The organism is Micromonospora vulcania, from assembly GCF_042658605.1.
In the GTDB taxonomy this organism is placed as follows: Bacteria; Actinomycetota; Actinomycetes; order Mycobacteriales; family Micromonosporaceae; genus Micromonospora; species Micromonospora vulcania.
The window spans coordinates 12,646-35,205 of sequence record NZ_JBHSQS010000039.1; the positions used below are offsets into that span (position 1 = coordinate 12,646).

The 22,560-nt window shown below is 74.6% G+C and carries 17 protein-coding genes and 1 rRNA gene; 3 read left to right on the plus strand and 15 right to left on the minus strand.

Annotated elements, in window-relative coordinates:
• Window positions 1–100 precede the first annotated feature (100 nt).
• From ACFQGL_RS30800 to recN, 7 genes are all read right to left on the minus strand, one after another.
• Complete coding sequence (locus ACFQGL_RS30800; RefSeq protein ID WP_377516155.1) at window positions 101–2,512, minus strand: MFS transporter; 2,412 nt, start codon at window positions 2,510–2,512, stop codon at window positions 101–103.
• Window positions 2,512–3,684: a glycosyltransferase family 4 protein gene (locus tag ACFQGL_RS30805; protein WP_377516156.1), complete on the minus strand. Its 1,173-nt coding sequence runs from the start codon at window positions 3,682–3,684 to the stop codon at window positions 2,512–2,514. The genes ACFQGL_RS30800 and ACFQGL_RS30805 overlap by 1 nt, the downstream gene beginning before the upstream one ends.
• Entirely contained in the window at window positions 3,681–5,363 is a 1,683-nt protein-coding gene (gene murJ / locus ACFQGL_RS30810; protein ID WP_377516157.1) for a murein biosynthesis integral membrane protein MurJ, read from the minus strand. Before murJ ends, ACFQGL_RS30805 begins: the two co-directional genes overlap by 4 nt.
• A 1-nt stretch (window position 5,364) precedes the next feature.
• Window positions 5,365–6,231 carry a hypothetical protein gene (locus ACFQGL_RS30815; protein ID WP_377516158.1) on the minus strand — a complete coding sequence of 289 codons (867 nt, stop codon included), beginning with the start codon at window positions 6,229–6,231 and terminating at the stop codon, window positions 5,365–5,367.
• A gap of 40 nt (window positions 6,232–6,271) precedes the next feature.
• Window positions 6,272–7,213, minus strand: coding sequence for a copper transporter (locus ACFQGL_RS30820; protein ID WP_377516159.1), 942 nt, complete (start codon window positions 7,211–7,213; stop codon window positions 6,272–6,274).
• Between the two features lie 27 nt (window positions 7,214–7,240).
• On the minus strand, window positions 7,241–8,419 hold the full coding sequence (steA, locus tag ACFQGL_RS30825) for a putative cytokinetic ring protein SteA (protein WP_377516160.1): 1,179 nt from the start codon (window positions 8,417–8,419) through the stop codon (window positions 7,241–7,243).
• Between the two features lie 119 nt (window positions 8,420–8,538).
• A complete protein-coding gene (recN, locus tag ACFQGL_RS30830; RefSeq protein WP_377516170.1) occupies window positions 8,539–10,296 on the minus strand; it encodes a DNA repair protein RecN in 1,758 nt (585 codons plus the stop codon).
• Window positions 10,297–10,385: 89 nt separating this feature from the next.
• On the opposite strand from recN, the gene ACFQGL_RS30835 reads away from it, so the two are divergent.
• Window positions 10,386–11,405: a helix-turn-helix domain-containing protein gene (locus ACFQGL_RS30835; RefSeq protein WP_377516161.1), complete on the plus strand. Its 1,020-nt coding sequence runs from the start codon at window positions 10,386–10,388 to the stop codon at window positions 11,403–11,405.
• 73 nt (window positions 11,406–11,478) lie between these two features.
• Here the strand turns inward: ACFQGL_RS30835 and ACFQGL_RS30840 are convergent, their stop codons facing one another.
• The 5 genes from ACFQGL_RS30840 to ACFQGL_RS30860 all read right to left on the minus strand — a co-directional run bounded on the left by ACFQGL_RS30840 (window position 11,479) and on the right by ACFQGL_RS30860 (window position 18,159).
• Window positions 11,479–15,192 (minus strand): S8 family serine peptidase, encoded by a 3,714-nt coding sequence (locus tag ACFQGL_RS30840; protein ID WP_377516162.1) that lies wholly within the window; start codon window positions 15,190–15,192, stop codon window positions 11,479–11,481.
• 158 nt (window positions 15,193–15,350) lie between these two features.
• Window positions 15,351–16,235 (minus strand): NAD kinase, encoded by an 885-nt coding sequence (locus ACFQGL_RS30845; RefSeq protein WP_377516171.1) that lies wholly within the window; start codon window positions 16,233–16,235, stop codon window positions 15,351–15,353.
• A gap of 103 nt (window positions 16,236–16,338) precedes the next feature.
• Window positions 16,339–17,199 (minus strand): TlyA family RNA methyltransferase, encoded by an 861-nt coding sequence (locus ACFQGL_RS30850; RefSeq protein ID WP_377516163.1) that lies wholly within the window; start codon window positions 17,197–17,199, stop codon window positions 16,339–16,341.
• 38 nt (window positions 17,200–17,237) lie between these two features.
• Entirely contained in the window at window positions 17,238–17,546 is a 309-nt protein-coding gene (locus ACFQGL_RS30855) for a hypothetical protein (protein WP_377516172.1), read from the minus strand.
• 28 nt (window positions 17,547–17,574) lie between these two features.
• A complete protein-coding gene (locus ACFQGL_RS30860; protein ID WP_377516164.1) occupies window positions 17,575–18,159 on the minus strand; it encodes a phasin family protein in 585 nt (194 codons plus the stop codon).
• A gap of 112 nt (window positions 18,160–18,271) precedes the next feature.
• Here ACFQGL_RS30860 and ACFQGL_RS30865 point away from each other — a divergent pair, with 112 nt between their 5' ends.
• Window positions 18,272–18,610, plus strand: coding sequence for an SCP2 sterol-binding domain-containing protein (locus ACFQGL_RS30865; RefSeq protein WP_377516165.1), 339 nt, complete (start codon window positions 18,272–18,274; stop codon window positions 18,608–18,610).
• Between the two features lie 13 nt (window positions 18,611–18,623).
• Here the strand turns inward: ACFQGL_RS30865 and ACFQGL_RS30870 are convergent, their stop codons facing one another.
• Both ACFQGL_RS30870 and ACFQGL_RS30875 read right to left on the minus strand, forming a co-directional pair.
• Window positions 18,624–19,649 carry an HAD-IIA family hydrolase gene (locus tag ACFQGL_RS30870; protein WP_377516166.1) on the minus strand — a complete coding sequence of 342 codons (1,026 nt, stop codon included), beginning with the start codon at window positions 19,647–19,649 and terminating at the stop codon, window positions 18,624–18,626.
• A complete protein-coding gene (locus tag ACFQGL_RS30875; RefSeq protein WP_377516173.1) occupies window positions 19,646–20,632 on the minus strand; it encodes a Replicase polyprotein 1ab in 987 nt (328 codons plus the stop codon). Before ACFQGL_RS30875 ends, ACFQGL_RS30870 begins: the two co-directional genes overlap by 4 nt.
• Between ACFQGL_RS30875 and ACFQGL_RS30880 the strand changes: the two genes are divergently transcribed.
• Window positions 20,525–22,399 (plus strand): hypothetical protein, encoded by a 1,875-nt coding sequence (locus ACFQGL_RS30880; protein ID WP_377516167.1) that lies wholly within the window; start codon window positions 20,525–20,527, stop codon window positions 22,397–22,399. The two genes, ACFQGL_RS30875 and ACFQGL_RS30880, sit on opposite strands and share 108 nt — an antisense overlap.
• 90 nt (window positions 22,400–22,489) lie before the next feature.
• Here the strand turns inward: ACFQGL_RS30880 and rrf are convergent.
• Window positions 22,490–22,560, minus strand: a 5S ribosomal RNA gene (rrf, locus tag ACFQGL_RS32195); the annotation flags it as partial.

Consider the following 22,560-nt stretch of genomic DNA (forward strand, 5'->3'; position numbering starts at 1 on the left):
ACGCGATCCACGGGATTCCACGGTAACACCTCCCGAGCAGGTACTCGCAGGCCGCACCCCTGGTGCGACACCACCGGGCCACCACGGCGACGCCCACCGCTCAGGGAGCGGCAACCTCGGTCGATGAGCGGGTGGCCTGCCGGGGCAGCCGCGCGGCCGACGTCCCGGCGGCCTCGGACGGCCCGTCCGGTCGCCGTACCGGCGTGCCGGGCGGCTCCACGGCGCCGACCGGCGTCGGCTCCACCGGCTCGCCCGGGGCCGGCTGTGCGGCCGGTGGACCGGTGACCGGGCCCGGATGCCCCGCACCCGGCGGTCCGCCGCCACCGGTCGGGCCGTCACCCCCGCCCGCCGGGCCGGCACCGCCCGGCCCGGCGCCGCCGTCCGCGTCGTCGGAGAAGGAACGACTGACGCCCGGGCGGGTCCGGTCCGCGGCGTGGCCCAGCACCCGCAGCGAGGCCAGCGCGGCCATCGGCACCACCAGTGCGGCCGCCGCGCCGACCACGTCCAGCGCCGCGCCGTCGAGTACGCCACCGAGCACCGCGGCGACCGCCGTACCGGCGAGCGCGGCCCGGACGGCCGGGTAGATGCCGAACAGCCGCATCAGCCCACCCCACGGCTGCAACAGGGCGAACCACACCAGCAGCGCACCGGCCACCGCCAGCACGGTCAGCGGGCTGTTGACCAGCGTCTCGAAGTTGGCGGCGCTGGACCGGTGCACGGTGAACCCACCGGTGCCGTCGCCCAGCGCGGACAGGAACCGGCCCAGGCTGCCCCGCTCCGCCGCCGGTCGCCGCAGATCCACCACGGCGAAGCCGATGGCGACCGCCAGGGCGGCCATCGCGGCCCACACCAGCCGGGTGATGGTCAACCAACCGCCGGCGCTGATCGCGGCAGCCACGCACAGCCCAGCGGTGAGCGCGATCGCGCCGACCGGGTCGGCGCCCAGGTAGGCGCTGCCCACCATCAGCACCGCGAGGCCACCCACGGCCACCATCACCGCCGGCCGCCAGCCGCGCTGCACCCGCTGGGCCAACCAGCCCGCGCTCAGCAACGCGCTGGCGAGGAACACCCCGAGCCCGACCGTGCCCAGGCCCGCGTACCGGCCACCCTGCAACGCCGAGTAGCCGACCACGCCGTTGAGCTGTAGCCGAGCCCCGGTGAGCACGTCCAGCCCGACGACGAGCGTGGTGAGGCCGGCCACCGCGCCGATCGGGCCGAGGGTGCCGGCGTACCCGGGAGCGAACCGGACCGCCGCGGTGCCGGCCGCCACCAGCAGCGCGGTGACCCCGGCGAAGATCCAGCCGGGGTGCTCGCCCCGCCACCAGGGCACCGCGTCCGCGAGCAACGCGGCCGGTACGGTCAGCGCCGCCGCAACCAGCAGCAACTCCGCCACCGCCACCACCCGGGCGGGCACCGGCGCGGGCCCGGTCGGCCCGGCGCGTGGGCGGGCCCGGCGCAGCAGCGGCACCATCGCGATGGCCAGCAGCACCTGCACCCCGGCGAGCAGGGTGAAGAAGCCGCCGGAGACGGTCCGCTGGGCGGCGGCCTCCCGGTCGGCGTCCGCCGGGGCGTTGATCGCCTCGGTCTCCTCGGCCGGTCGACCACCGGTGCTCAGCGCCGGCCGGCCGAGGAAGAGCCGCTCCGGCATCGGCCGGCCCAGCGCGGCCAGCGCGGTCGGTGCGAGGTCGACAAGTTGCAGGTACCCGTCCCGGCCGGTGCTGGCCGACGTGAGCCAGCCCCGCTCCCAGCCCGGCCCGTCGGCGATCGCCACGTGCAGCCGGCTCGGCTGGGCGGTGTCGGAGATCCCGGCGACCAGCACCAGCGAGCGGGGCGGCCGGGCGGCCAGCACCCGGGCCAGTTGGGCGTCCGCCGCGCGGGCCGCCTGGGCACGGGCCGCCGGGTCGACCCCGTCGACCGTGCCGAGGTCGACGATGCTCAACACGCAGGAGCCGAGCAGTACGCGCGGATCGGCCGGCAGCCCCGGCGCGTACCGGTCGACCCGGCCGAACGGTCGGGCGGCGGCCACGGCCGCGCCCGGGCCGACCGCGACCGAGCAGCGCACCGACTCCGACAGCGACCCCGGCAGGGCGCCCCAGGACAGCTGCTGCTGGTTGTACTGGACCACGCTCTCCTGGTCGGGCAGGTTCGCGCCGATGCCGTCCGGTTGCTCCACCGCCACCCCGGTCGCCGGGCAGCCATCCGCCGGGCGGCTGCCGTTCCAGGCGGCGAAGCTCCCCGCGCCCAGGGTCAGCCAACCGTCCACCGGGCAGGTGGGCCGGTGTGCCGAGCGCACCGACAGCGAGCCGATCGACCCGTCCTGGGCCATCCGCCACAACGTCGGAGTGCTCTGCGGATCCACGTCCTCCCAGCGCAGGCCGGCGATCCCGGCGAGCACCACGAAGTCGGCGGTGTGCTGCTGCGGGGTGCTCCGAGGCGGCCGGGCGGCCAGCGCGGTGACCCCCAGTGCCACCACGAGTACGGTCAGCAGGGCGGGGGCGAGTCGGCGCAGCATCACCGGTGTCCCGTTCTCGGTGCGTTCGGGTCCGGGGTCGCCGGGCCGGTGGGGCCTGCGGCCAGCTCGGTGTAGAGGGCGGCCAACGCGGCGACGGTGTCCCCCTCGGTGGGCCACGTCGCCGCCCGATCGGCACCGCGCCGGCCCACCTCGGCCCGGGCCGCCGGGTCGTCCAGCAACGCCCGCACCGCCGTGTCGACCGCGTCCACGTCGCCGGCGGGCACCAGCGCGGCCGCGTCACCGACCAGGTCCGGCAGCCCGCCGACCGCGGTCGCCACCAGCGGTACGCCGACCCGCAGCGCCTCCTGGGCGAAGAGCTGGCGGGCCTCCCAGTCGCTGGTCACCACCGCGAGGTCGGCACCGGCGAGCAGGTCGGCCACGTCGGTGCGGTGCCCGAGCAGGGTCACCGGGGCACGGGCCGCGGAGATCCGGGCGGCCAGCGGCAGGTAGGCCGGGCCGCTGCCGGCGATCACCACGACCGGCGGTGGGGTACGGGTACGCCAGCGGGCCGCCGCGTCGATCAGCACGTCGTAGCGCTTCTGCGGGTGCAGCCGGCCGACCGACACGATCAACGGCTGCTCCGGTCGTACGCCGAACTCGGCCCGCACGGCGGCTCGGCGGCGGCGCGGCGCGGGCAGCGTCGGCGCGGCGACCGGGGCGAGCCGGGCATCGGCGGCGCCCAGTGCCGCGGCCCGGTCCACCAGGTCCGACGAGGCGCCGAGCGCTACCCGGGCGCCCCGGGCCACCACCCGCTCGACGAGCCGGGACACCCCGCCCCGCAGCCCGCCCGCGAGCACCGCGTTGTGCCAGGTGACCACCAGCGGGGCGGTCGGACGGGCCAGCACGGCGACCAGCCCGGCGCGCAGGCCGTGCGCGTGCACCACGTCGACCTGGGCCGCGGCGAGCAACCGGCGCAGGGCGAGCACCGCACGCGCGTCGGCTGGCGTCGGACTGGCCGGGATCTCCACCGGCTCGAAGCGCGCCCCGACGCCGACGAAGTCGAACTGCTCCTGGGTCGCCGCGGGGCCACAGACCAGCACGCTGGCACCGGCCGCGACCAGGCCCCGAGCCACCGATCGGACGTGCTGGCCGACGCCGCCGGTGCTGGACGCGAGCAGCAGCGCGACGGTGCCCGACCAGCCGGCGGGCCGCTCCCCGCTGATAGCGCTCATTGAGCCGCCGTCTCCTTCCCGTCGCCCTGCTCCGGGGGAACCACGCTCGGCGCTGGCGTGCCAGCCCGGTTCCGCCGGCCCACCCTGCGCAGCACCCCGGCGAGCAGTGGCCGTACGTCCCGCCGGTCGACGAACCAGACCACGACGAGGAACACCACACCGACCAGAGCCCCGGACAGCATGCCCTGACCGAATGCCACCGCCATCGTCGGGGTGCCGCCACCCGGCGTAGCGAGCCAGCGGGCCAGGCCCCACCCGGCGAGCGCCGCGAGTGCCCCGGCGAGCACGCCGGCCGCCCCGGCCCGGGCCGAGCCGGCCAGCGCCGATCGCCCGGCGCCGCGCAGCACCGCCGTGACCAGCAGCGCCCCGAGCACCAGCATGCCCACCGAGTTGGCGATGGTGGCCCCGAGCACCCGGTCGGCGGTGGGGAGCAGTGCGGTCAACGGCAGTGCCACGGCGGGCACCACCAACCAGCCGAGCGTGATCGCCAGGGTCGCCGGCCGGGTGTCGCCGCGCGCGTACAGGGCGCGGGAGAGCACCGCGAACAACCCGTAGCCGAGCAGTCCGGGCGCGAACCCGACGATGGCCGCCGCGGTCGACGCCGGATCGTCCGGATAGAAGATGGCCGCGATCGGCTGCGCGGTGCCGACCAGTGCCGCGACGCCCAGGGCGCTGAAGAGCAGCACGCTGCGCACCGTCGAGGCGAGGGTCCGTCGGTAGCCGTCCTCGTCGCCGGCGGCGGACGCGGTCGCGAGGGTCGGATAGGCCGCCACCGCCAACGGCACCGCGAGCACCGCCCAGGGCAGCAGGAAGACGGTCTGGGCCAGGTTGAACACCTGCGGGGAGCCGGTGGGGCCGCCGGAGACCCGGTTGAGGACCACCAGGAGCGCGACCTGCTGCGCCGCCACCGTCACCGCGCCGGCCGTCGCGAGGCCGCCGACCCGCGCGCGGGCGTCGGCCGGGAACGCGTACCCCAGTCGGGGCCGCAGCCGGAGCCGGCGCAGCGGGATCAGCAGCGACAGCGACAGCACGACCACGCCGAGGGTGGTGCCGGCGGACAGGAGCAGCTCGCCGCCGCGGCTGACCTGGGCCACGCTCACGCCCCGCCCCTGGCTGACACCGAAAGCCAGATAGACGACGACCACGGTGAGGCTGGACAGCAGCGGGGCGATCACGGGCCAGGCGAAGCGGCGGTGCGCCTGGAGTACGCCGGTGAGCACGATGCCGATGCCGTAGAGCGGCAACTGTGGGGCGAACACCCGCAGCATCCGGGCGCCGGCGGCGAGTTCCGACGCGGACCGCCCCTCGCTGATCAACGCCATCAACGGGTCGGCGAACACCGCGACGAGCACGGCCAGCGGCAGCAACAGGCTCAACGTCCAGGTGAGCAGAGCCCCGGTGGTGGCCGCCACCGCCCGCCGGTCGCCGGCCGCGACCGCGCCGGCCAGCAGCGGTACGACAAGACTGGCCAGCGCCCCGCCGGCGACGATCTCGAAGACGATGTTCGGGACCGTGTTCGCGATGACGTACATGCCGCCGAGGTCGCTCTTCTCGACCACCCAAGTGAAGACGACGGTACGGCCCAGGCCGGCGAGCCGGCTGAGCACGGTGAGGACGGCGATGAGCGCGGCTGCCCCGGCGAGCCGGCCGGCGCCGGCGAGGGGTGCCGGTCTGGTCACGTCAGTCGGCGCGTCGGCCCAGTGCGTCGAGCTCGCGCAGCCCGGGAGTCCGCTGGATCACCGACGTGAAGCTGACCTTCTCGCTGGTGGCGGTGAGGCCGGCGAGCACGGCGAGCAACCCGGCCCGCCCGAGTGGGCCCGTCCGGGCGGCGAGCGCGACACCGAGCAGCGCGCCGAGCGCGTTCGCGCCGCTGTCGCCGAGCATCACGTCCTCGGCCAGGTCGTCGGGGAGCAGGCCGGCGGCCGCGCCGACCGCGCCCGCGGCGATACCGCCGTGCGGACCGCCGGTCAGCGGCGCACCGAGCAGCAGCCCGGACTTGATGGCCCGCCCGGGCCGCAGGTCGAACAGGTTGAGCAGGTTGGCGGTGCCGGCGATCACGCCAGCGCCGAGCAGCACGTCGACGCCCCGGCCGAACGCGCCCTGGCGTTGACGGCGCGGGTGCTCGGCGACCCGGGGGTCGGCGGCGAGCAGCGCGGCGGCACCGAGCCCGGCGGCACCCACCCCGACGACCTTGACCAGCCCGGCGGTGATGCGCCCCTCGCGCAGCGCGGCGAGGTGACCGGCGAATCCCTTCGCCGCCTTCTGCGCCGGCCGCGCGCCGACCACGTCGTCGTACAGCCCGACCGCGCCGGCACCGAGGCCGGCGACCAGGGCTGCTCCCCCGGAGGCGGCGCTGGTGGCGCCGAACGCGCCGGCGGCGGCCGCACCGGCGGCGAGCGCCGGCCCGGCGGCCAGGGTCACCCTGCGGCCACGGAAGTTGGTGCGTTCCAGCGCGGGCCCGACCGGGGCGGTACGCACCTCGCGCAGCGCGTAGCGGGCAGCGGCGGCTCCGGCCCCGGCGATCAGCAGCCGGCCCAGCGCCCTCACGCCGTTACCTCGGTTTCGGACACGGGGGTACGTCGTTCGCTCACTGGGGCAGTCTAGGCAGCAGCGACGTGGCGTTGTCGCCGACGCCGTACTGACCGGCCTTCTTGTCGGTGAGCTGCTGCACCAGGGCGAGGCTGGTGACCAGTTGGCCCTGCACGGTGTTGGCGTTGTCGACCGTCGAGATCGTCTGGGACAACACCGGGTCGCCGCGCACCACCGACACCAGGTTGCCACCGGTGGAACCATTGCCGCCCACCACGATCGACCCGGTCCGGTCGAACTGCTCAGCGATCTTGACGACCGACTCGTCCCGCTTGTCGGAGTCCTTGTCGACGTACGGCTGCCCGCTGACCACGACGACCGCCTCCGCCGACCCGGTGACCTTGTTGTTGTCGGTGGTCAGGTAGCCGGCGTTGTTGTACGCGGCGAGCACCGCCCGCCGGTCGGCGTCGCTGACCGGCGCGGTGCCCTGCGCCCGGTCCAGCAGGACACTGGCCAGCAGCGCGCTGGAGGTCTCCACGCCGTGTCCGTTGCCCGGCAGGCCGGTGGTCTGCGCGGTCGGACGCGCGGCGGTGACGGCCAACTCCAGCAGGTTGGTGTTGTTGTCCGGGTTGATGAACTTGTCCTGCAGGTCGACCCGGCCGGTGATGGTGGCCCCGCCGAGCTGGAGCTTCTTGAGCACGCCCTCGGTGTGGTCGCGCCCGTTGGGGAGGCTGAGCACCAGCACCCGGCGCCCGGTGAGGGTGCCCGGCAGGACGACCTGGGACATCTCCTCGGCGAACTCCTCTTCCAGCGTGAGCTGCTTCTCCATGTTGCTCACCTGCTGGCGCCACTGCTGGTTGTCCTTGCGCAGCCCGGTGACCTGCTGCTTCAGCGAGTCGGCGACCGGGCCGTTGAGGGCGGCTGTGCCGACCACCAGGCCGATCGCCAGAGCCAGGAAGACCGCGGTGAGGGACACCACGTGGTAGCGGAAGTTGATCACGCCTACAGCCTCTTGATCGGTCGGGGACTAGAAGAGCCGGTACAGCTGGAACACGAAATTGTCCCACCACTCGGCGACCACGCCCAGGTACGCCTTCCCGACGGTCGAGACGGCCACCGCGGACGCCATCGCCGCGATCGCCGACAGCACCAGCAGCAGCAGCGACGAGCCGGAGATGCTCTGCCGGTAGAGCCGGCTCACGCCCTTGGCGTCGACCAGCTTGCCGCCGACCTTCAACCGGGTGAGGAACGTCGAGGCCATCCCGCCGCGACCCTTGTCCAGGAATTCCACCAGCGTGGCGTGGGTGCCGACCGCCACCAGCAGCGAGGCGCCCTTCTCGTCGGCCAGCAGCATGGCCAGGTCCTCGCTGGTCGCCGCGGCCGGGAAGGTCACCGCCGGGACGCCGAGGCCGTTGACCCGGGGCAGGCCGGGGGCCCGCCCGTCCGGGTAGGCGTGCACGATCACCTCGGCGCCGCAGCGCAGCACGTCGTCGGTGACCGAGTCCATGTCCCCGATGATCATGTCGGGGGTGTAGCCGGCCTCGACCAGCGCGTCGGCACCGCCGTCGACACCGATCAGCACCGGCTTGAACTCCCGGATGTACGGGCGCAGCACGTCCAGGTCGGCCTTGTAGTCGTAGCCCCGCACCACGATCAGACAGTGCCGACCCTGGATCTGGGTCTGGATGTCCGGCACGCCCACGCCGTCGAGCAGCAGGTCGCGCTCCTGGCGGAGGTAGTCCATCGTGTTGGCGGCGAACGCCTCCAACTGGACCGAGAGCCCCTCACGGGCGTCGGCCATCGCCTTCGCGACCGTCTCGGCGTCCTGCAGGCTGCCGTGCGCCATCGGCTCGTCGCCGGCGAAGACCGTGTTGCCCTCGACGCGTACCTGATCGCCCTCGCGGATCTGCTCGAAGACGCCCTCCCCGAGGTCGTCCAGGAGCGGGATGCCGGCGGCGATCAGCACCTCCGGGCCGAGGTTCGGGTAGCGGCCGGAGACCGAGGGCTTGGCGTTGAGGACCGCCGCGACGCCGACAGCGACCAACGAGTCGGCCGCGACCCGGTCCAGGTCGACATGGTCGATGATCGCGATATCACCGGGGCGCAGCCGGCCGACCAGGCGCTTTGTCCGGCGATCGAGGCGCGCGGTGCCAAGGACCTTGCCTGGTTCCGCGTTCCGGTTCCGGCGCAACGTGGGTAGACGCATCGTGACCATCCTGGCATGTGAGGCAGGCTTTTCTGTCGCGACATGCCTGAGCAGGGCCGCCTACCCAGGGAAGCACACGTCGGCACAGGCCGGTGTGCTTGCGCTCACAATACGCGGCGTCACAACCGCCTTTCCTTCGCCGCCACGGCCAGGAGCTCCTCGGCGTGAGCGATACCCAGATCCGAATCCGGCAAACCGGCAAGCATCCGGGCGAGTTCCCGAGCCCGCTCGGTGTCCTCCACCACCCGAACACCACTGGTGGTGACCGCGCCACCGGTGTCCTTCGCCACCACCAGGTGCCGGTCGGCGAACGCGGCCACCTGCGGCAGGTGGGTGACCACCAGCACCTGGTGACTGCGGGCCAGCCGGGCCAGCCGACGGCCGATCTCGACCGCCGCCTGACCGCCGACACCCGCGTCGACCTCGTCGAAGACCAGCGTGGGCGGGCCGCCGGAACCGGCGAAGACCACCTCGATGGCGAGCATCACCCGGGACAGCTCACCGCCGGAGGCGCCGCGCTGCAACGGCAGCGACGGCGCGCCCGGGTGGGCCAGCAGCCGCAACTCCACCTCGTCGCCGCCGTCCGGGCCGACACCCACCTCGACGCCGTTGACCGGCAACGCCGGCTCGGACCGCCCGGCCGGTCGGGGCAGCACCGCCACCTCGATCCGGGCGTGCGGCATGGCCAGCCCGGCCAACTCGACGGTGACCTGGTCGGCGAAGCGGACCGCCGCCTCCTGCCGGGACGCCGACACCCGACCGGCCAGCTCGGCCACCTCGGCGGCCAGCCGCTGACCCTCGCGCTCCAACTCGTCCAGCAGGTCGTCCGAGGTGTCCAGATCGGACAGTCGGGTGCGGGCCCGCTCGGCCCACGCGATCACCCCGTCGACGTCGTCGGCGTACTTGCGGGTCAACGCGCGCAGCGCGGCCCGCCGCTCGTAGACGTGCTGCAACCGGGCCGGGTCGGCGTCCAGCGTCGCCAGGTAGGCCGACAGCTCGGCGGAGACGTCGGTGACCAGGGTGGCCGCCTCCTCCAGCCGGGCCGCCAACTCACCCAGCGCCGGGTCGGTGCCGGCCTGCGCCTCCAGGGTGCGCCGGGCGGTGCCGAGCAGCGCCGCCGCGTCCGGCGCCTCGTCGGTCGCCTCCGCGCCACCCGCCACACACTGCTGAGCCAGCTGGGCGGCCGTCCGCAGACCCTCGGCGTGCTCCAGCCGCTGCGCCTCGGTCTTGAGCTCGTCGTCCTCGCCGGGCTGCGGATCGACCCGGGTGATCTCGTCGAGGCCGAGCCGCAGCAGATCGGCCTCCTGGTTACGCTCGCGCGCGTTGCGCCGCCGGTCGGCCAGGTCGTCGACCACCAACCGCCACCCGGTGTACGCCTCGCGCAGAGCGTCGAGCAGCTTCTCGTGCGCCGGGCCGGCGAACCGGTCCAGCGCGGCCCGCTGCTCGGCCGGGCGCAGCAGCCGCAGCTGGTCGGACTGGCCGTGCACGGCCACCGCCTGCTCGCCGACCTCGCCGAGCATCGACACCGGCATGCTCCGGCCGCCGAGATGGGCCCGGGAGCGGCCCTCCACGGTCACGGTGCGGCTCAACAGCAGCGAGCCGTCCTCGTCGGGCTCGCCGCCGGCGTCGGTGATCCGCGCGTGCACCAGGTCGGCGACGCGGCCGTCCAGGCGCAGGCGCCCCTCCACCACGGCCCGGCCGGGCTGGGCACGGACCCGCCCGGCGTCGGCTCGGCCGCCGAAGAGGAGGCCGAGGCCAGTGACGACCATCGTCTTGCCCGCACCGGTCTCGCCGGTGATGACGTTCATGCCGCCGGTCAGCGGCAGCGTGGTGTCCTCGATGACGCCCAGTCCGGTGATGCGCAGCTCTTCCAGCACAGCCACCGACAGTAGACGCGAGGCCCGACAGTTGACCAGCCGACGGGCCCGGGTGCGTCCGGCACCGGGCCGCCGTACAGTTCTGCCCCGTGTTGGACGTGATCGGCCTGACCGAGGCTGAGGAGGAGCTCTACCGCTGCCTGCTCCAGCTCACCACGGCGCGAATCGACGAGCTGGTGCACCGGCTGCGCCGGCCCCGGGAGCAGGTCGTCGCACAGGTCGCGGCGCTGCGCAGCAAAGGGCTGGTGCAGGCCACCGACACCGACCCGGACGCGGCACTGCGCCCGACCGCCCCGGACGTCGCCCTCGGCGCGACGCTGCTACGCCGCCAGGAGGACCTGGAGGCGGCCCGACAGCGGGTCACCCAACTGGCCGAGGAGTACCGGTCCGGACTGCGCCGGCACCACGTCGACCACCTGGTCGAGGTGATCACCGGAGCGCGGGTCCTACGCGACCGGCTGCGTGATCTGCAGAACTCGGCGCGTACCGAGGTGCTCTGGTTCTGCCGGGCGAACCCCCTCGCGATGGCCGGCCCGGAGAATGTCGAGGAGTTCGACGCGCTGGCCCGCGGGGTGAGCTACCGGGCCATCTACGAACGGGACCTGCTGCTGGAGCCGGGTGCGTTGACCGACCTGGCCAAGGGGGTCGCCGCCGGCGAACAGGCCCGGGTGCTGGACCGGCTGCCGGTCCGGCTGGCCATCGTGGACGCGCGTACCGCGATCTGCCCGCTGGTGCCGGACCGCGACGGCGGTGAGCCGAGCGCCGCCGTGATCGGCCGCAGCCAGCTGCTCGACGCGCTGCTCGCCCTCTTCGAGAGCCACTGGCGGGTGGCCACCCGACTGCGGCTGGAGGACCCGCTCGCCGTGCCGACGGTCGAGAGCCGGCGACCCGACCCGGACGACCATCCGGGCGACGGGTACCAACCGGACGCCGACGAGGCGCGACTGCTGTCGTTGTTCGTGGCCGGCGTACCGGACAAGTCCATCGCCTCCCAGCTCGGCGTCAGCCGGCGGACCGTGCAACGGCGACTCGCCGACCTGATGGCCGCCGCCGGCGTGGACACCCGGCCCGGGCTGGCGTACCAGGCCGCCCGACGCGGCTGGCTCTGACCGACCGGGCCCGCGGTCGACCGACGACGGGCCCGGCAGGGCGGGACGGCGCAACCCGTCCCGCCCGACCGGATCAGCGCAGCCCGTACGCCTGGAGCACCGTCTGGTCGACGGTGTTCCCGGCCCGGTCGGCGGCGTGCACCCGCAGCGACACCGTCCCGCGCCCGGCCGGCACGGTCGCGGTGTACCGGTTACCCGAGCCCCTGGTGGGCGCGGACCGCCAGGTGACGCCCCCGTCGAAGGAGACCTCCACCCGGACGCTGGTGCCGCTGGGCGCGCGCACCCCGGCCGGCTGGCGCAGGGTCAGCCCCAGCTGGTGCGACCGGTTGCCCCGCACCGTGCCGAGCAGGTCGGCCGGCACCGCGTAGTCCACCTGGAGCAGCGGCAGCGGCGTGGCCTTGTCGCCGGCCGGTCGGGCCGAGGTGAACTGCCAGGCCGTCTCGGTACGGGTGCCGTAGCGCCACTCCGCCGAGGAACGCTGGGTGGTCAGGTCCAGCCGGTAGCGGGCCGCCCCCTCGGTGGTGGGCACCGGCGCCCAACCGCCGGACAGGTCGGCGATCTGCCGTCCGTCCCGGCTGAGCCGAGCCTCGACGGTGTCCGACTCCTCGGCGCCACCGGCCAGGCCGTAGTGCCCGTCGGCGTCGACGAACTCGGCCACCCGCAGGTCCAGCGTGTCCCCGGTACGCGTCGGCCCCGCCTCGTTGGCCGGAACGGCCGGCCGGACGACCGGGGCGTGCCAGGTCTCGGTGGTCCGGTCGTCGGCCGCGTACCGCCGGGGCTGGTCGGCCAACCCGCCGGTCAGCGGTCCCCAGCTCATCCACATCATCTTGTGCAGGACCCGGTGCTGCCACCAGTTGTCACCGGAGCTGACGAACTCCTGCCGGGTGGTGCCGGCATGCACCAGCCGCTGGTCGTCGTTCCAGGAGGTCTCCTGCCACGGACGCCAACCGAACCGCTGCTCGGTGGCCCACTCGCTGCCCACCGCGCCGTAGCGGGCGGTCACCTCGGCGGTGTTCTGCGCGGTGACCTTGTGCACGATCCGCTCCGGGACCCGGCCGCTGGAGACCTGCCACACGTCGTACAGGTAGGGGCTGTCCACGGTCAACGTGAGGTCCAGCGTCGTCCGACCGCGCTTGGCCGCCGCGATCATCCGCTGCCCGTCGTCGTACGCCACCGCCATCGCGGGGACGGCGAGCCGGTCACCCAGCGGGGTCCAGACCGTCCACGCGCTCCAGTCCGCCGGCCGGACGATGAGCACCGACTTCGCGCCGGCGGCGGCTGCCGCCGCGATCTGCTCCTCCTCGGAGACGTCCGGGCTGGAGGTGAGCAGCGCCGCGGCGCCACGGACCCGGGTCAACTCGGCGGCGGTGCCGGTGCCGGCCCAGACCAGCGGCAGCTTCCGCCGGTCGGTCGGCGCCGGCGAGCGGCCCATCAGGTTGATGTCCAGTGGACCGGACACCCCACTGATCCGGGCGTCCACCATCGGCGCGACCAGCTGCCAGCGCGAGGCGAACTCGAACTGGCCCTTGGCAACCGGGCGGGTCGGGGTGACGTTGACCTGCTGGATGGTGCTGAAGGTCATCACGCCGTGGTCGACCTGCCGGCCGTTGCCGAAGACCCGGTGCTCGTAGAAGCTGATCGTCGCCCGCTGCTCGGACGGCTTCGGCGTCTCGATCCGTACCGGCGTGCCCTTGCGCGGGTCGAGCACCACGGTGACGTCCCGGGTGACGTTCAGCTCCGGGTCGGTGACCAGGGTGATCTGCTCGTCCAGCGGAGCGCCGTGCTCGATCAGCGCCTCGACCAGGTACGGGCCCTCCTCGACCTGGACCTGGATCTCGCCGGGGATCCAGCCGAGGTAGTCGGATTCGGAGTGCTCGCCGAACAGGGTGAACACCGGCACGACGGCCGGCTGTCCCTTCAGGTCCAGCGCCCGGACGGTGACGGTGTGCACCGGACCGCTGAGGGTGACCGCGACGGCGGTACGCACGGCGACGCCGTCCGTGCCGGTGGCCACCAGCCAACCACTGTGCAGGCCCCGGTCCAGCTTCGCCGGCTCGGCCCGCAGCGGTACGGCCACGCTGCCGCCCGCCGGCACCGTCACCTCGCCGCCGACCGAGACACCGTCGGTCTCGGCCGCGCCGCTGTCCATGTTGCGCAGGTCCAGGGCCAGCCGCAGGGTCTGCGGGGCCGAGGTGCCGTTGGTGTACGTCACGACCCGCTCGACCGTCGCGCCACCGGTGCTCAACCGGCCGAAGTCGGCGGTGGCGGTGCCGTACACCCGCTGCTTCAGTGCCCGGGGCACGTCGACCCGGCCGCCGCCCTGCTCGAAGACGGTCAGCGCCGGGTTGCCCTTCGCGGTGCTCACCAGCGCGTCCTTGAGCTGGGTGGCCGTCCAGTCGGGGTGCTCCTGGGCGATGATCGCGGCCGCGCCGGCCACGTGCGGGGTGGCCATCGAGGTGCCGGACGCCCGGGTGTACGAGTCGTCGACCGGCGTACCCATCGCGGTGCCCGTGGCGCGGGCGGCGACGATGCCGACGCCCGGAGCGGTGATCTCCGGCTTGAGCCCGTTGTCACCCAGCCGCGGGCCGCGGCTGGAGAACTCGGCGAGCTGGTCCTCGCGGTCCACCGCGCCGACCGTGAGCGCCGAGGTGGCCGCGCCGGGCGTGCCGACGGTGCCGGCGGCGCCCTCGTTGCCGGCGGCCACCACGAACAGGGCGCCGGTCTCCGCGGTGAGGTCGTTGAGGGCCTGGCTCATCGGGTCGGTGCCGTCGGTGGCACTGCCGCCGAGGCTCATGCTGACGATCTTCGCGCCGGAGCGGGCGGCCCACTCCATGCCGGCGACGATGCCCGACTCGTAGCCGGACCCGTTGTCGTCGAGCACCTTGCCGATCAGCAGCTTCGCGCCGGGCGCCACACCCTTGCGCAGGCCGGCCGAGGCGGCGCCGCTGCCCACGATGGTGGATGCCACGTGGGTGCCGTGGCCGTGGCCGTCGACGGCGCTGCCCGAGCCGCTGAAGTCCTGGCTGCCGGCGATCCGGCCGGCCAGGTCCGGGTGGCTGGCGTCCACTCCGGTGTCCAGGACGGCGACCTGCACGCCGGCGCCGTCCCGACCGGCCGCCCAGGCCTCCGGTGCGCCGATCTGCGGCACGCTGTTCTCCAGCGCCGCGGTGACCCTGCCGTCCAACCAGACGTGCGCGACACCGCCGGAGAGGGTGGTCGTGCCGGGCGCGGCGGACCGGCCGGCGGGGTTGGCCCGCAGCGCCGTCCAGAAGCCGCCGAGGTCCCCGTTGCCGACGCGCAGCGCGGCGCCGCCGATGCTCTCCAGCGGCCGGACCTCGTGGGCGCCGGACAGCGCCTGGACCCGGCCGGCGGTCGGGTTCTGGTAGCGCACGATCAGCGGCAGGGCGTCCGCCCGTCCGTACCCGTCGGCGGCCAGCTCCTGCACGTCGAACAGGTCGGGGTCGAGCACTCCCGCGGCCAGGTACGGCACCACGTCGCTGGGCAGCACCCGCAGCCCGCCGTCGACCTCGGTGCTCTGGAAGATGATCCGCTCCCGGCCAGGGGCGGGCCGGACGGTGGCCGACACCCGCCCCGGCGCGGCCTGGACGAGGTCCACCTGGTCGCCGGTGATCAGGGTGATGCGGGTGGGCGCGGGTGCGCCCGGGACCGGCGCGGCGGGGGTGCCGGCGGCGGATCGGACGGGTGGGTCGGCGGACGCCGGTGCGGCGATGCCGACCACCAGCGCGCCGACCGCGCCGGCGGCGAGCCAGCGTGGGGACCAGTGCATGCGATGCGCTCCTCTACTCCTTTAGGCCCGCCATCCAAAGATGAGGACCGATCGGAGTCTGCGACGGAACGCGTCACCGGGTCACTAGCCGCCGGCCGCCGCAGCGGCGACATGTCGTCAGGTGGACAACCGCCGTGCACCGGCTGTGTGTGCGACGGTCACCGGCGGCTTCCCCGCCAGCCGTGCACCGGAAGCCCGAACTTGGCCACCAGCCGGTCGGTGAACGCACGGGCCCGCAGCCGGACGATGCGGACCGGCAGCGCACCTCGGCGCACCGTGACCCGCGCCCCGGGCGGCAGGTCGTACACCCGCCGGCCGTCGCAGCTCAGCACGGCCAGCGTGGTGAACGGGTCGACGGTGATCACGAAGGTGGACGTCGGCGCGGTGACCAGCGGGCGGCTGAACAACGCGTGCGCGCTGATCGGCACCAGCAGCAGCGCCTCCACCTCCGGCCAGACCACCGGCCCGCCACCGGAGAACGCGTACGCCGTGGAGCCGGTGGGGGTGGCGCAGACCACGCCGTCGCACCCGTACCGGGACAGCGGGCGGCCATCCACGTCGACGAGGAGTTCGAGCATCTGCGCCCGCTCGCCCTTCTCCACGCTGATCTCGTTGAGCGCCCACGACTCGATGGTCGGGCCACCGTCGAACTCGGCGGTGACGTCCAGCGTCAGCCGCTCGTTCACGGTGTAGTTGCGCTCGACGACGTCCCGAACCGCGGTGTCCAGGTCGTCGATCTCGGCCTCGGCCAGGAAACCCACCTTGCCGAGGTTGATGCCGAGCAGTGGCGCCTTCGCCGGCCGGGCCAGCTCGGCCGCGCGCAGGAAGGTGCCGTCCCCACCCAACGCGAAGACGATCTCGGCGTTCTCGGCGGCCTCCGGCCCGGCGACCGGCACCACGCCGGGCAGGTCGAGATCGTCGGCCTCCTCGGCGACCACCCGAACCTCGAAACCCGCGGCGATCAGGTCGGCGGCGACCGCACGGGCGTGCTCGGTGCTGCGCCGACGACCCGTGTGCGTCACCAACAGCGCGGTCCGGCTCATCGGGCCAGCCACCCGTCCACGACCGGGCGGCACCCCGCCGTCGTCGCTGCCCCGGCCCGGCCGCGTGTCCCGCGGGCCGTTCCGGAACGCTCGCTGCACGCGTTCACCCTGCGACCTCCTCCGCCGCCGCGTCCGGCACGTCGCCGGCCGTCGTCGGCCCGTCCGGCCCGGCCTCCACCACGGCCCGTACCCGCTGCGGGTCGGCCGGTGGTGCGCCCCGGCGCAACCATACGAAGAACTCCACGTTGCCGCTCGGGCCGGGCAGCGGGCTGGCCGCCACGTCGGCGAGGCCCAGACCGAGCCGCGCCGCCGCGTCGGCCACGTCGAGCACCGCCTCGGCCCGCAGCGCCGGGTCGCGGACCACACCGCCGGCGCCGACCCGTTCCTTGCCCACCTCGAACTGCGGCTTCACCATCAGCGCCAAGTCTCCGTCGTCGCGGGTGCAGCCCGCCAACGCCGGCAGCACCAGCCGCAACGAGATGAACGACAGGTCGGCCACCGTGAGGTCGACCGGGCCGCCGATCACCTCCGGGTCGAGCGTACGGACGTTGGTGCGTTCCAGAACCCGGACCCGCTCGTCGGTACGCAGGGACCAGGCGAGCTGCCCGTAGCCGACGTCCACGGCCACCACCTCGGCGGCGTCGGCGCGCAGCAGCACGTCGGTGAAGCCACCGGTCGAGGCGCCGGCGTCCAGGCAGCGCCGGCCGGCGACGCGCAGCCCACCGGGCCCGAACGCGGCCAGTGCGCCAGCGAGCTTGTGCCCGCCCCGGGAGACGTACTCCTCGCTCGGGTCGGCACCGGTGACCAGCAGGGGGTCGGCGGGGTCGACCATCGCGGCGGCCTTGCGCGCGGGCACCCCGCGCAGCAGGACCCGGCCGGCCTCCACCAGCGCGGCGGCCTGCTCACGGGAGCGGGCCAGACCGCGGCGGACGAGTTCGGCGTCCAGCCGGTTGCGACGTGCCATGGGTGGTTCTCCGGTCTGCTCAGGCCTGGTCGTCCCGCTCAGGTCTGGTCGATGGTGGCGAGGGTTTCCCGCAGCGTCTCGTAGGCCGCCTCGTACTGCGCGATCTGGTCGGCCGGGGCGAGCGCCGCCGCGTTGGTCATGGCCCGGTCCGCGGCGTCCACCGCGGGGTGCCGCGCCGGCTCGTCGTCCCCGGCGTCCGGCGGCGGGCCGGGCCGGGCACCCACCGGCGGCGGGCCGGGCCGGGCACCTACCGGCGGCGGGGCCGGCCGGGCGGCGAACGACCCGCCGCCGGCCGGTGGGCCGGGTCGAATGCCCGGCGGCGGGCCCGGACGCCCGTCGCCGGTCACCGTGGACTCCGGCCGGTCGGCCCGGCGGTCACTGGGCACCGTCCGGCCGCCGCTTGCGGACCGCCTTCTTGGCGGGCATGGCCGCCGGGGTCGGTGCCTCGTCCGTGGTACGGCTGACCGTCGCCGGCGGCTTCTTCGCGATGGCCTTCTTGGCGACCGCCTTCTTGGCCACGGCCTTCTTGGCGATGGCCTTCTTCGCCACCGTGGAGACCGGGGCGGACGCCGGACCCGAGGACGGCACCAGGCCGGCGTCGGGCCGCGCGGCGCGGGTCGGGTCGGGCGCGGCGGCGGGCGGCTGCGGCGGCTCGACCGAACGCGCCTCCCGCAACTGCCGCTCCAGGTCACGCACCCGCCGGGTCAACTCCGCCACCTCGTCCGCGGTGGCCAGGCCGACCGCGCCGAGGGCCCGGTCGACCTCGAAGCGGACCAGCTTGGTCAACGCCTCCCGGTTGGCGGTGCCGGTGGAGACCAGCTCCTCACCGAGTGCCTGGAGTTGGGCGGCGGTCGCACCGCCGGAGCCGACGAGGCGGCGTACCGTCTCCTGAGCCTTCTTCCGGGGCGCCTCCGTCAGGCCCAGGGCCAGTTCGAGGTAGGCGCGCCACGCGTCCTGCATGCCTGTGTCCTTCCACGGGGCGGGGGGTTGCAGGTGTCACGCTACCGGGCACCGGGGACTGTCCCGTGCGGTACGGTGCCGGGGACGGCGTGGCAATGAACGAGGGGGATTTGTGGCCAGCGTGGACGAGTGCCGGCAGGCGTTGCAGGAGCTGGCCGCCCGGTTGGACCGCAATGCCGAGACGGTACGCGAACGGATCGACCTGGAACGCACCCTGGCCTGCCGGATCACCGACCTGGACACCGCGTTCCACGGTCGGATCAGCGGTGGTCGGCTGATGGACCTGACCGACGGCGACGACCCCAAGGCCAAGATCGCACTGAGCACCTCCAGCGATGATCTGCTCGCCCTGGTGCGTGGCGACCTGGATGTCACCAGCGCCGTGGCCTCCCGCCGCGTGTCGATCAAGGCGAACCCGTTCGACCTGCTGAAGCTGCGCAAGCTTCTCTGACCAGCGGCCCGCGTCACCCGTCGCTGGGTAGCCCGAAGCTCGCCAAGGCGTGGGCCGCGTCCGGGCCCACCGGCCGGATCTTCGGCACCGTCGGCGCCGACCAGGCCGCCGCGCAGAGCGCGGCCAGCGCGTCCAGCGGCCGACCCGACCCGGCCAGTTCCAGCGTGCCGGCACGGTCCGTCAACGACCAGCCGCCGGCGTCCGCCGGGCCCGGCACCCGCACCGCGGCCGCCGGGTCGAAGAGCCCCGCCAGGTCCCTCGCGACGTACGTGGGACGCCGCTGCGGCCCGGCCGCGAGCAGATCGGGTACGTCGCTGACGCCGGTGAGCACGAGCAGGCTGTCCAGCCCGGCCCGCCGGGCGCCCTCGATGTCGGTGTCCAGCCGGTCGCCGACGACCAGGGTTTTCCCGCCGTCGCTGCGCCGGGCGGCGGTCTCGAAGAGCGCCGACTCCGGTTTGCCGACCACCACGTCGGGGTCCCGCTCCAACGCGGTACGCAGCACGGCGACCAGCGAGCCGTTGCCCGGCAGCGGTCCCCGGGTGCTGGGCAGCGTCCGGTCGGTGTTCGTGGCGATCCACATCGCGCCGGCCCGTACGGCGACCGACGCCTCCGCCAGCTCGGCCCAGCCGACCTGCGGGCCGTAGCCCTGCACCACCGCGGCCGGCTCCTCGTCCGCCCGCGAGACCGGGGTCAGCCCGACCGCTCGCAGCTCGGCGCGCAGCGCCTCCGCGCCGACCACCAGCACCGGCGCGCCCGCGGGCAGCCGGTCGCGCAGCAGCTCGGCCGATGCGGCGGCGGAGGTGAGCACCTCCTCCGGCCGGGCCGCGACGCCCATCCCGGTCAGCAGGTCGGCGACCTCGCTGGACCGGCGGGACGCGTTGTTCGTGGCGTACGCCACCGCTCGCCCCTCGGCGTGCAGTTGGGCCACCGCCTCCACGGCGCCGGGGATCGGCCGGTCGATCAGGTAGATCACCCCGTCCAGGTCGAAGACGACCAGGGTGTACCCGTCGATCAGCCGTTCCCCGGCGTCCGTGCTCACCGCTGCGCCGAGCCCGACTCGTCCTCGCGCGCCGGAGCGGTCCGGTCGGCGTTCGCCGCGTCGCCGTCGCCGTCCGCAGCGCTCCGGTCGGCAGTGGCGTCCGCATCGACGCCTACGGCGCCGTCCGGGTGCTCGTCCTCGTCCTCGTCGTCGAAGTCCCCGGCGTCGTCCGAGCGCCCGACGACGCCGTCGTCCTCGTCGTCGTCGAAGTCCTCGTCTTCGTCGTCGTCGCGGTCGTCGTCCTCGTCGTCGAAGTCGTCTTCGTCGTCGCGGTCGTCGTCCTCGTCGTCCTCGTCGTCGTCGCGGTCGTCGTCCTCGTCAAGGTCGTCGTCCTCGTCGCCGTCGGCGGCCAGCTCGGTGTCCGGCCGCGCCGGCACCGCGCCGGGAGCACCCGGGCCGGCGGCGATCTCCTCGGACGACTCGTCCTCGTCGTCGCCCTCGATGACCACGCCGTCGAGCTCAAGCAGCCGCTCCGCGGCGTCGGTCTCGCCCTCGGTGTCCACGTCAGCCGCGCGGGAGAACCACTCACGGGCCTCCTCACGCCGGCCCACCGCGAGCAGCGCGTCGGCGTACGCGTACCGCAGCCGGGCCGTCCACGGCACGGTCGCCTCGCTGGTGAGATCCGGAACCTGGAGCATGGCCACCGCGGCGTCCTTCTGCCCCAGGTCGCCCCGGGCGCCGGCGGCGACGATCAGCAGCTCGATCGCGACGGCCTGGTCCAGCTTCTCCCGGTCGGCACCACGGAACAGGTCGATGGCCCGCTCCGGACGCCCCAGCGCGCGCTCACAGTCCGCGAGCACGGCCAGGTGGCTCTGCAAGCCGCTCATCCGGTGGTACGTACGCAACTCGGCGATCGCCGTCTGCCACTCCCCCGCGTGGTACGCGGCGAGGCCGACCGCTTCCCGCACGGCGGAGATGCGCGACGCGAGCCGTCGAGCCGCCAACGCGTGCGCCAGTGCCTCGGCCGGGTCCTCGTCGATCAGCTGACCGGTCGCGACCAGGTGTCGGGCCACCGTCTCGGCGACCGGCTTGTTCAGCGAGAGCAGCTCGGCGCGGACGTCCTTGTCCAGGTCGGTCGCGACGATGTCGTCCGGCAGCGCCGGGGCCGAACTGCGGCCGCCCTCGGTCGACTCGGAGCCCGTGCCCCGGTCGTCACGACGGAACTCGCCCTCGCGACGCGGCCGGTCCTCGGCCCGGAACCCGCCCTCACGACGGTCGCCGCCCCGGAAGCCGCCCTCACGGAATCCACCCTCACGGCGCTCGCCGCCCCGGAAGCCACCGTCACGGTCGCCGCCCCGGAAGCCACCCTCGCGCGGAGCCCCCGAACGAGAGCCATCGCGGTCGCCGCCACGGTAACCGCCACTCTCGCGACGGTCGCCACCACGGAAACCGCCCTCACGGTCGCCGCCACGGAAACCGCCACCTTCACGACGGTCGCCACCACGGAAGCCGCCCTCGCGGTCGCCGCCACGGAAACCGCCCTCGCGCGGAGCGCCCGAACGCGAACCATCGCGGTCACCACCACGGAAACCGCCCTCGCGACGGTCGCCGCCACGGAAGCCACCCTCACGGGGAGCCCCCGAGCGCGAGCCATCGCGGTCGCCGCCACGGAAACCGCCACCTTCACGACGGTCACCGCCACGGAATCCACCCTCGCGGTCACCGCCACGGAAGCCACCCTCGCGCGGAGCACCCGAACGCGAGCCATCGCGGTCGCCGCCACGGAAACCGCCGCCCTCACGACGGTCACCGCCACGGAAACCACCGCTGTCACGGTCGCCGCCACGGAAGCCACCCTCACGCGGAGCACCCGAACGCGAGCCATCGCGGTCGCCGCCACGGAAACCGCCGCCCTCACGACGGTCACCGCCACGGAAACCACCGCTGTCACGGTCGCCGCCACGGAAACCACCGCTGTCACGGTCGCCGCCACGGAAACCACCCTCGCGGGACGGGCCAGAGCGGGTGCGGTCCTGGTAGCCGCCCTCACGACGGTCACCGCCTCGGAAACCGCCCTCGCGGTCGCCGCCACGGAAACCACCTTCGCGACGGTCACCGCCACGGAAACCACCCTCACGCGGGGCGCCCGAGCGCGAACCGTCACGGTCGCCGCCACGGAAGCCACCCTCACGCGGGGCGCCCGAGCGCGAACCATCACGGTCCCCGCCACGGAAACCGCCCTCACGCGGAGCACTGGAGCGCGAACCATCGCGGTCGCCGCCACGGTAACCGCCCTCACGACGGTCGCCGCCGCGGAAACCACCGCTGTCGCGGTCGCCGCCACGGAAGCCACCCTCGCGGGACGGGCCAGAGCGGGTGCGGTCCTGGTAGCCGCCCTCACGACGGTCACCACCACGGAACCCGCCCTCACGCGGAGCACCCGAGCGCGAACCATCACGGTCCCCACCACGGAAGCCACCCTCACGCGGAGCACCCGAGCGCGAACCATCACGGTCGCCGCCACGGAAACCGCCCTCGCGCGGAGCACCGGAGCGCGAACCATCGCGGTCGCCACCACGGTAGCCACCCTCGCGGCGGTCACCGCCACGGAAGCCGCCGTCCCGGTCGCCGCCACGGGAGCCGCCGTCGCGGCCGCCGGCGTTTCCGCCTCGGGTGCCGCCGGCGCTGTCCCGGTCACCCCGGTACGGGGGACGGTCGCGGTCGTCGCGGCGCGGGCCGCGGTCGCGCCCACCCGGGCCGTCAGTACGGTCTTCGTAGCGACGGGGACGGTCTCCGCCCTGCGGTCCTGAACTCACAGGTACATCCTTCCTGATTGCGCCACCAATGGCGCTACGCAGTCGAGGGCCGACCCGGATGGGGCGGCCCTCGACTGGAAGATTGTCCGGCGGTGTCCTACTCTCCCACACCCTCACGAGTGCAGTACCATCGGCGCTGGAGGGCTTAGCTTCCG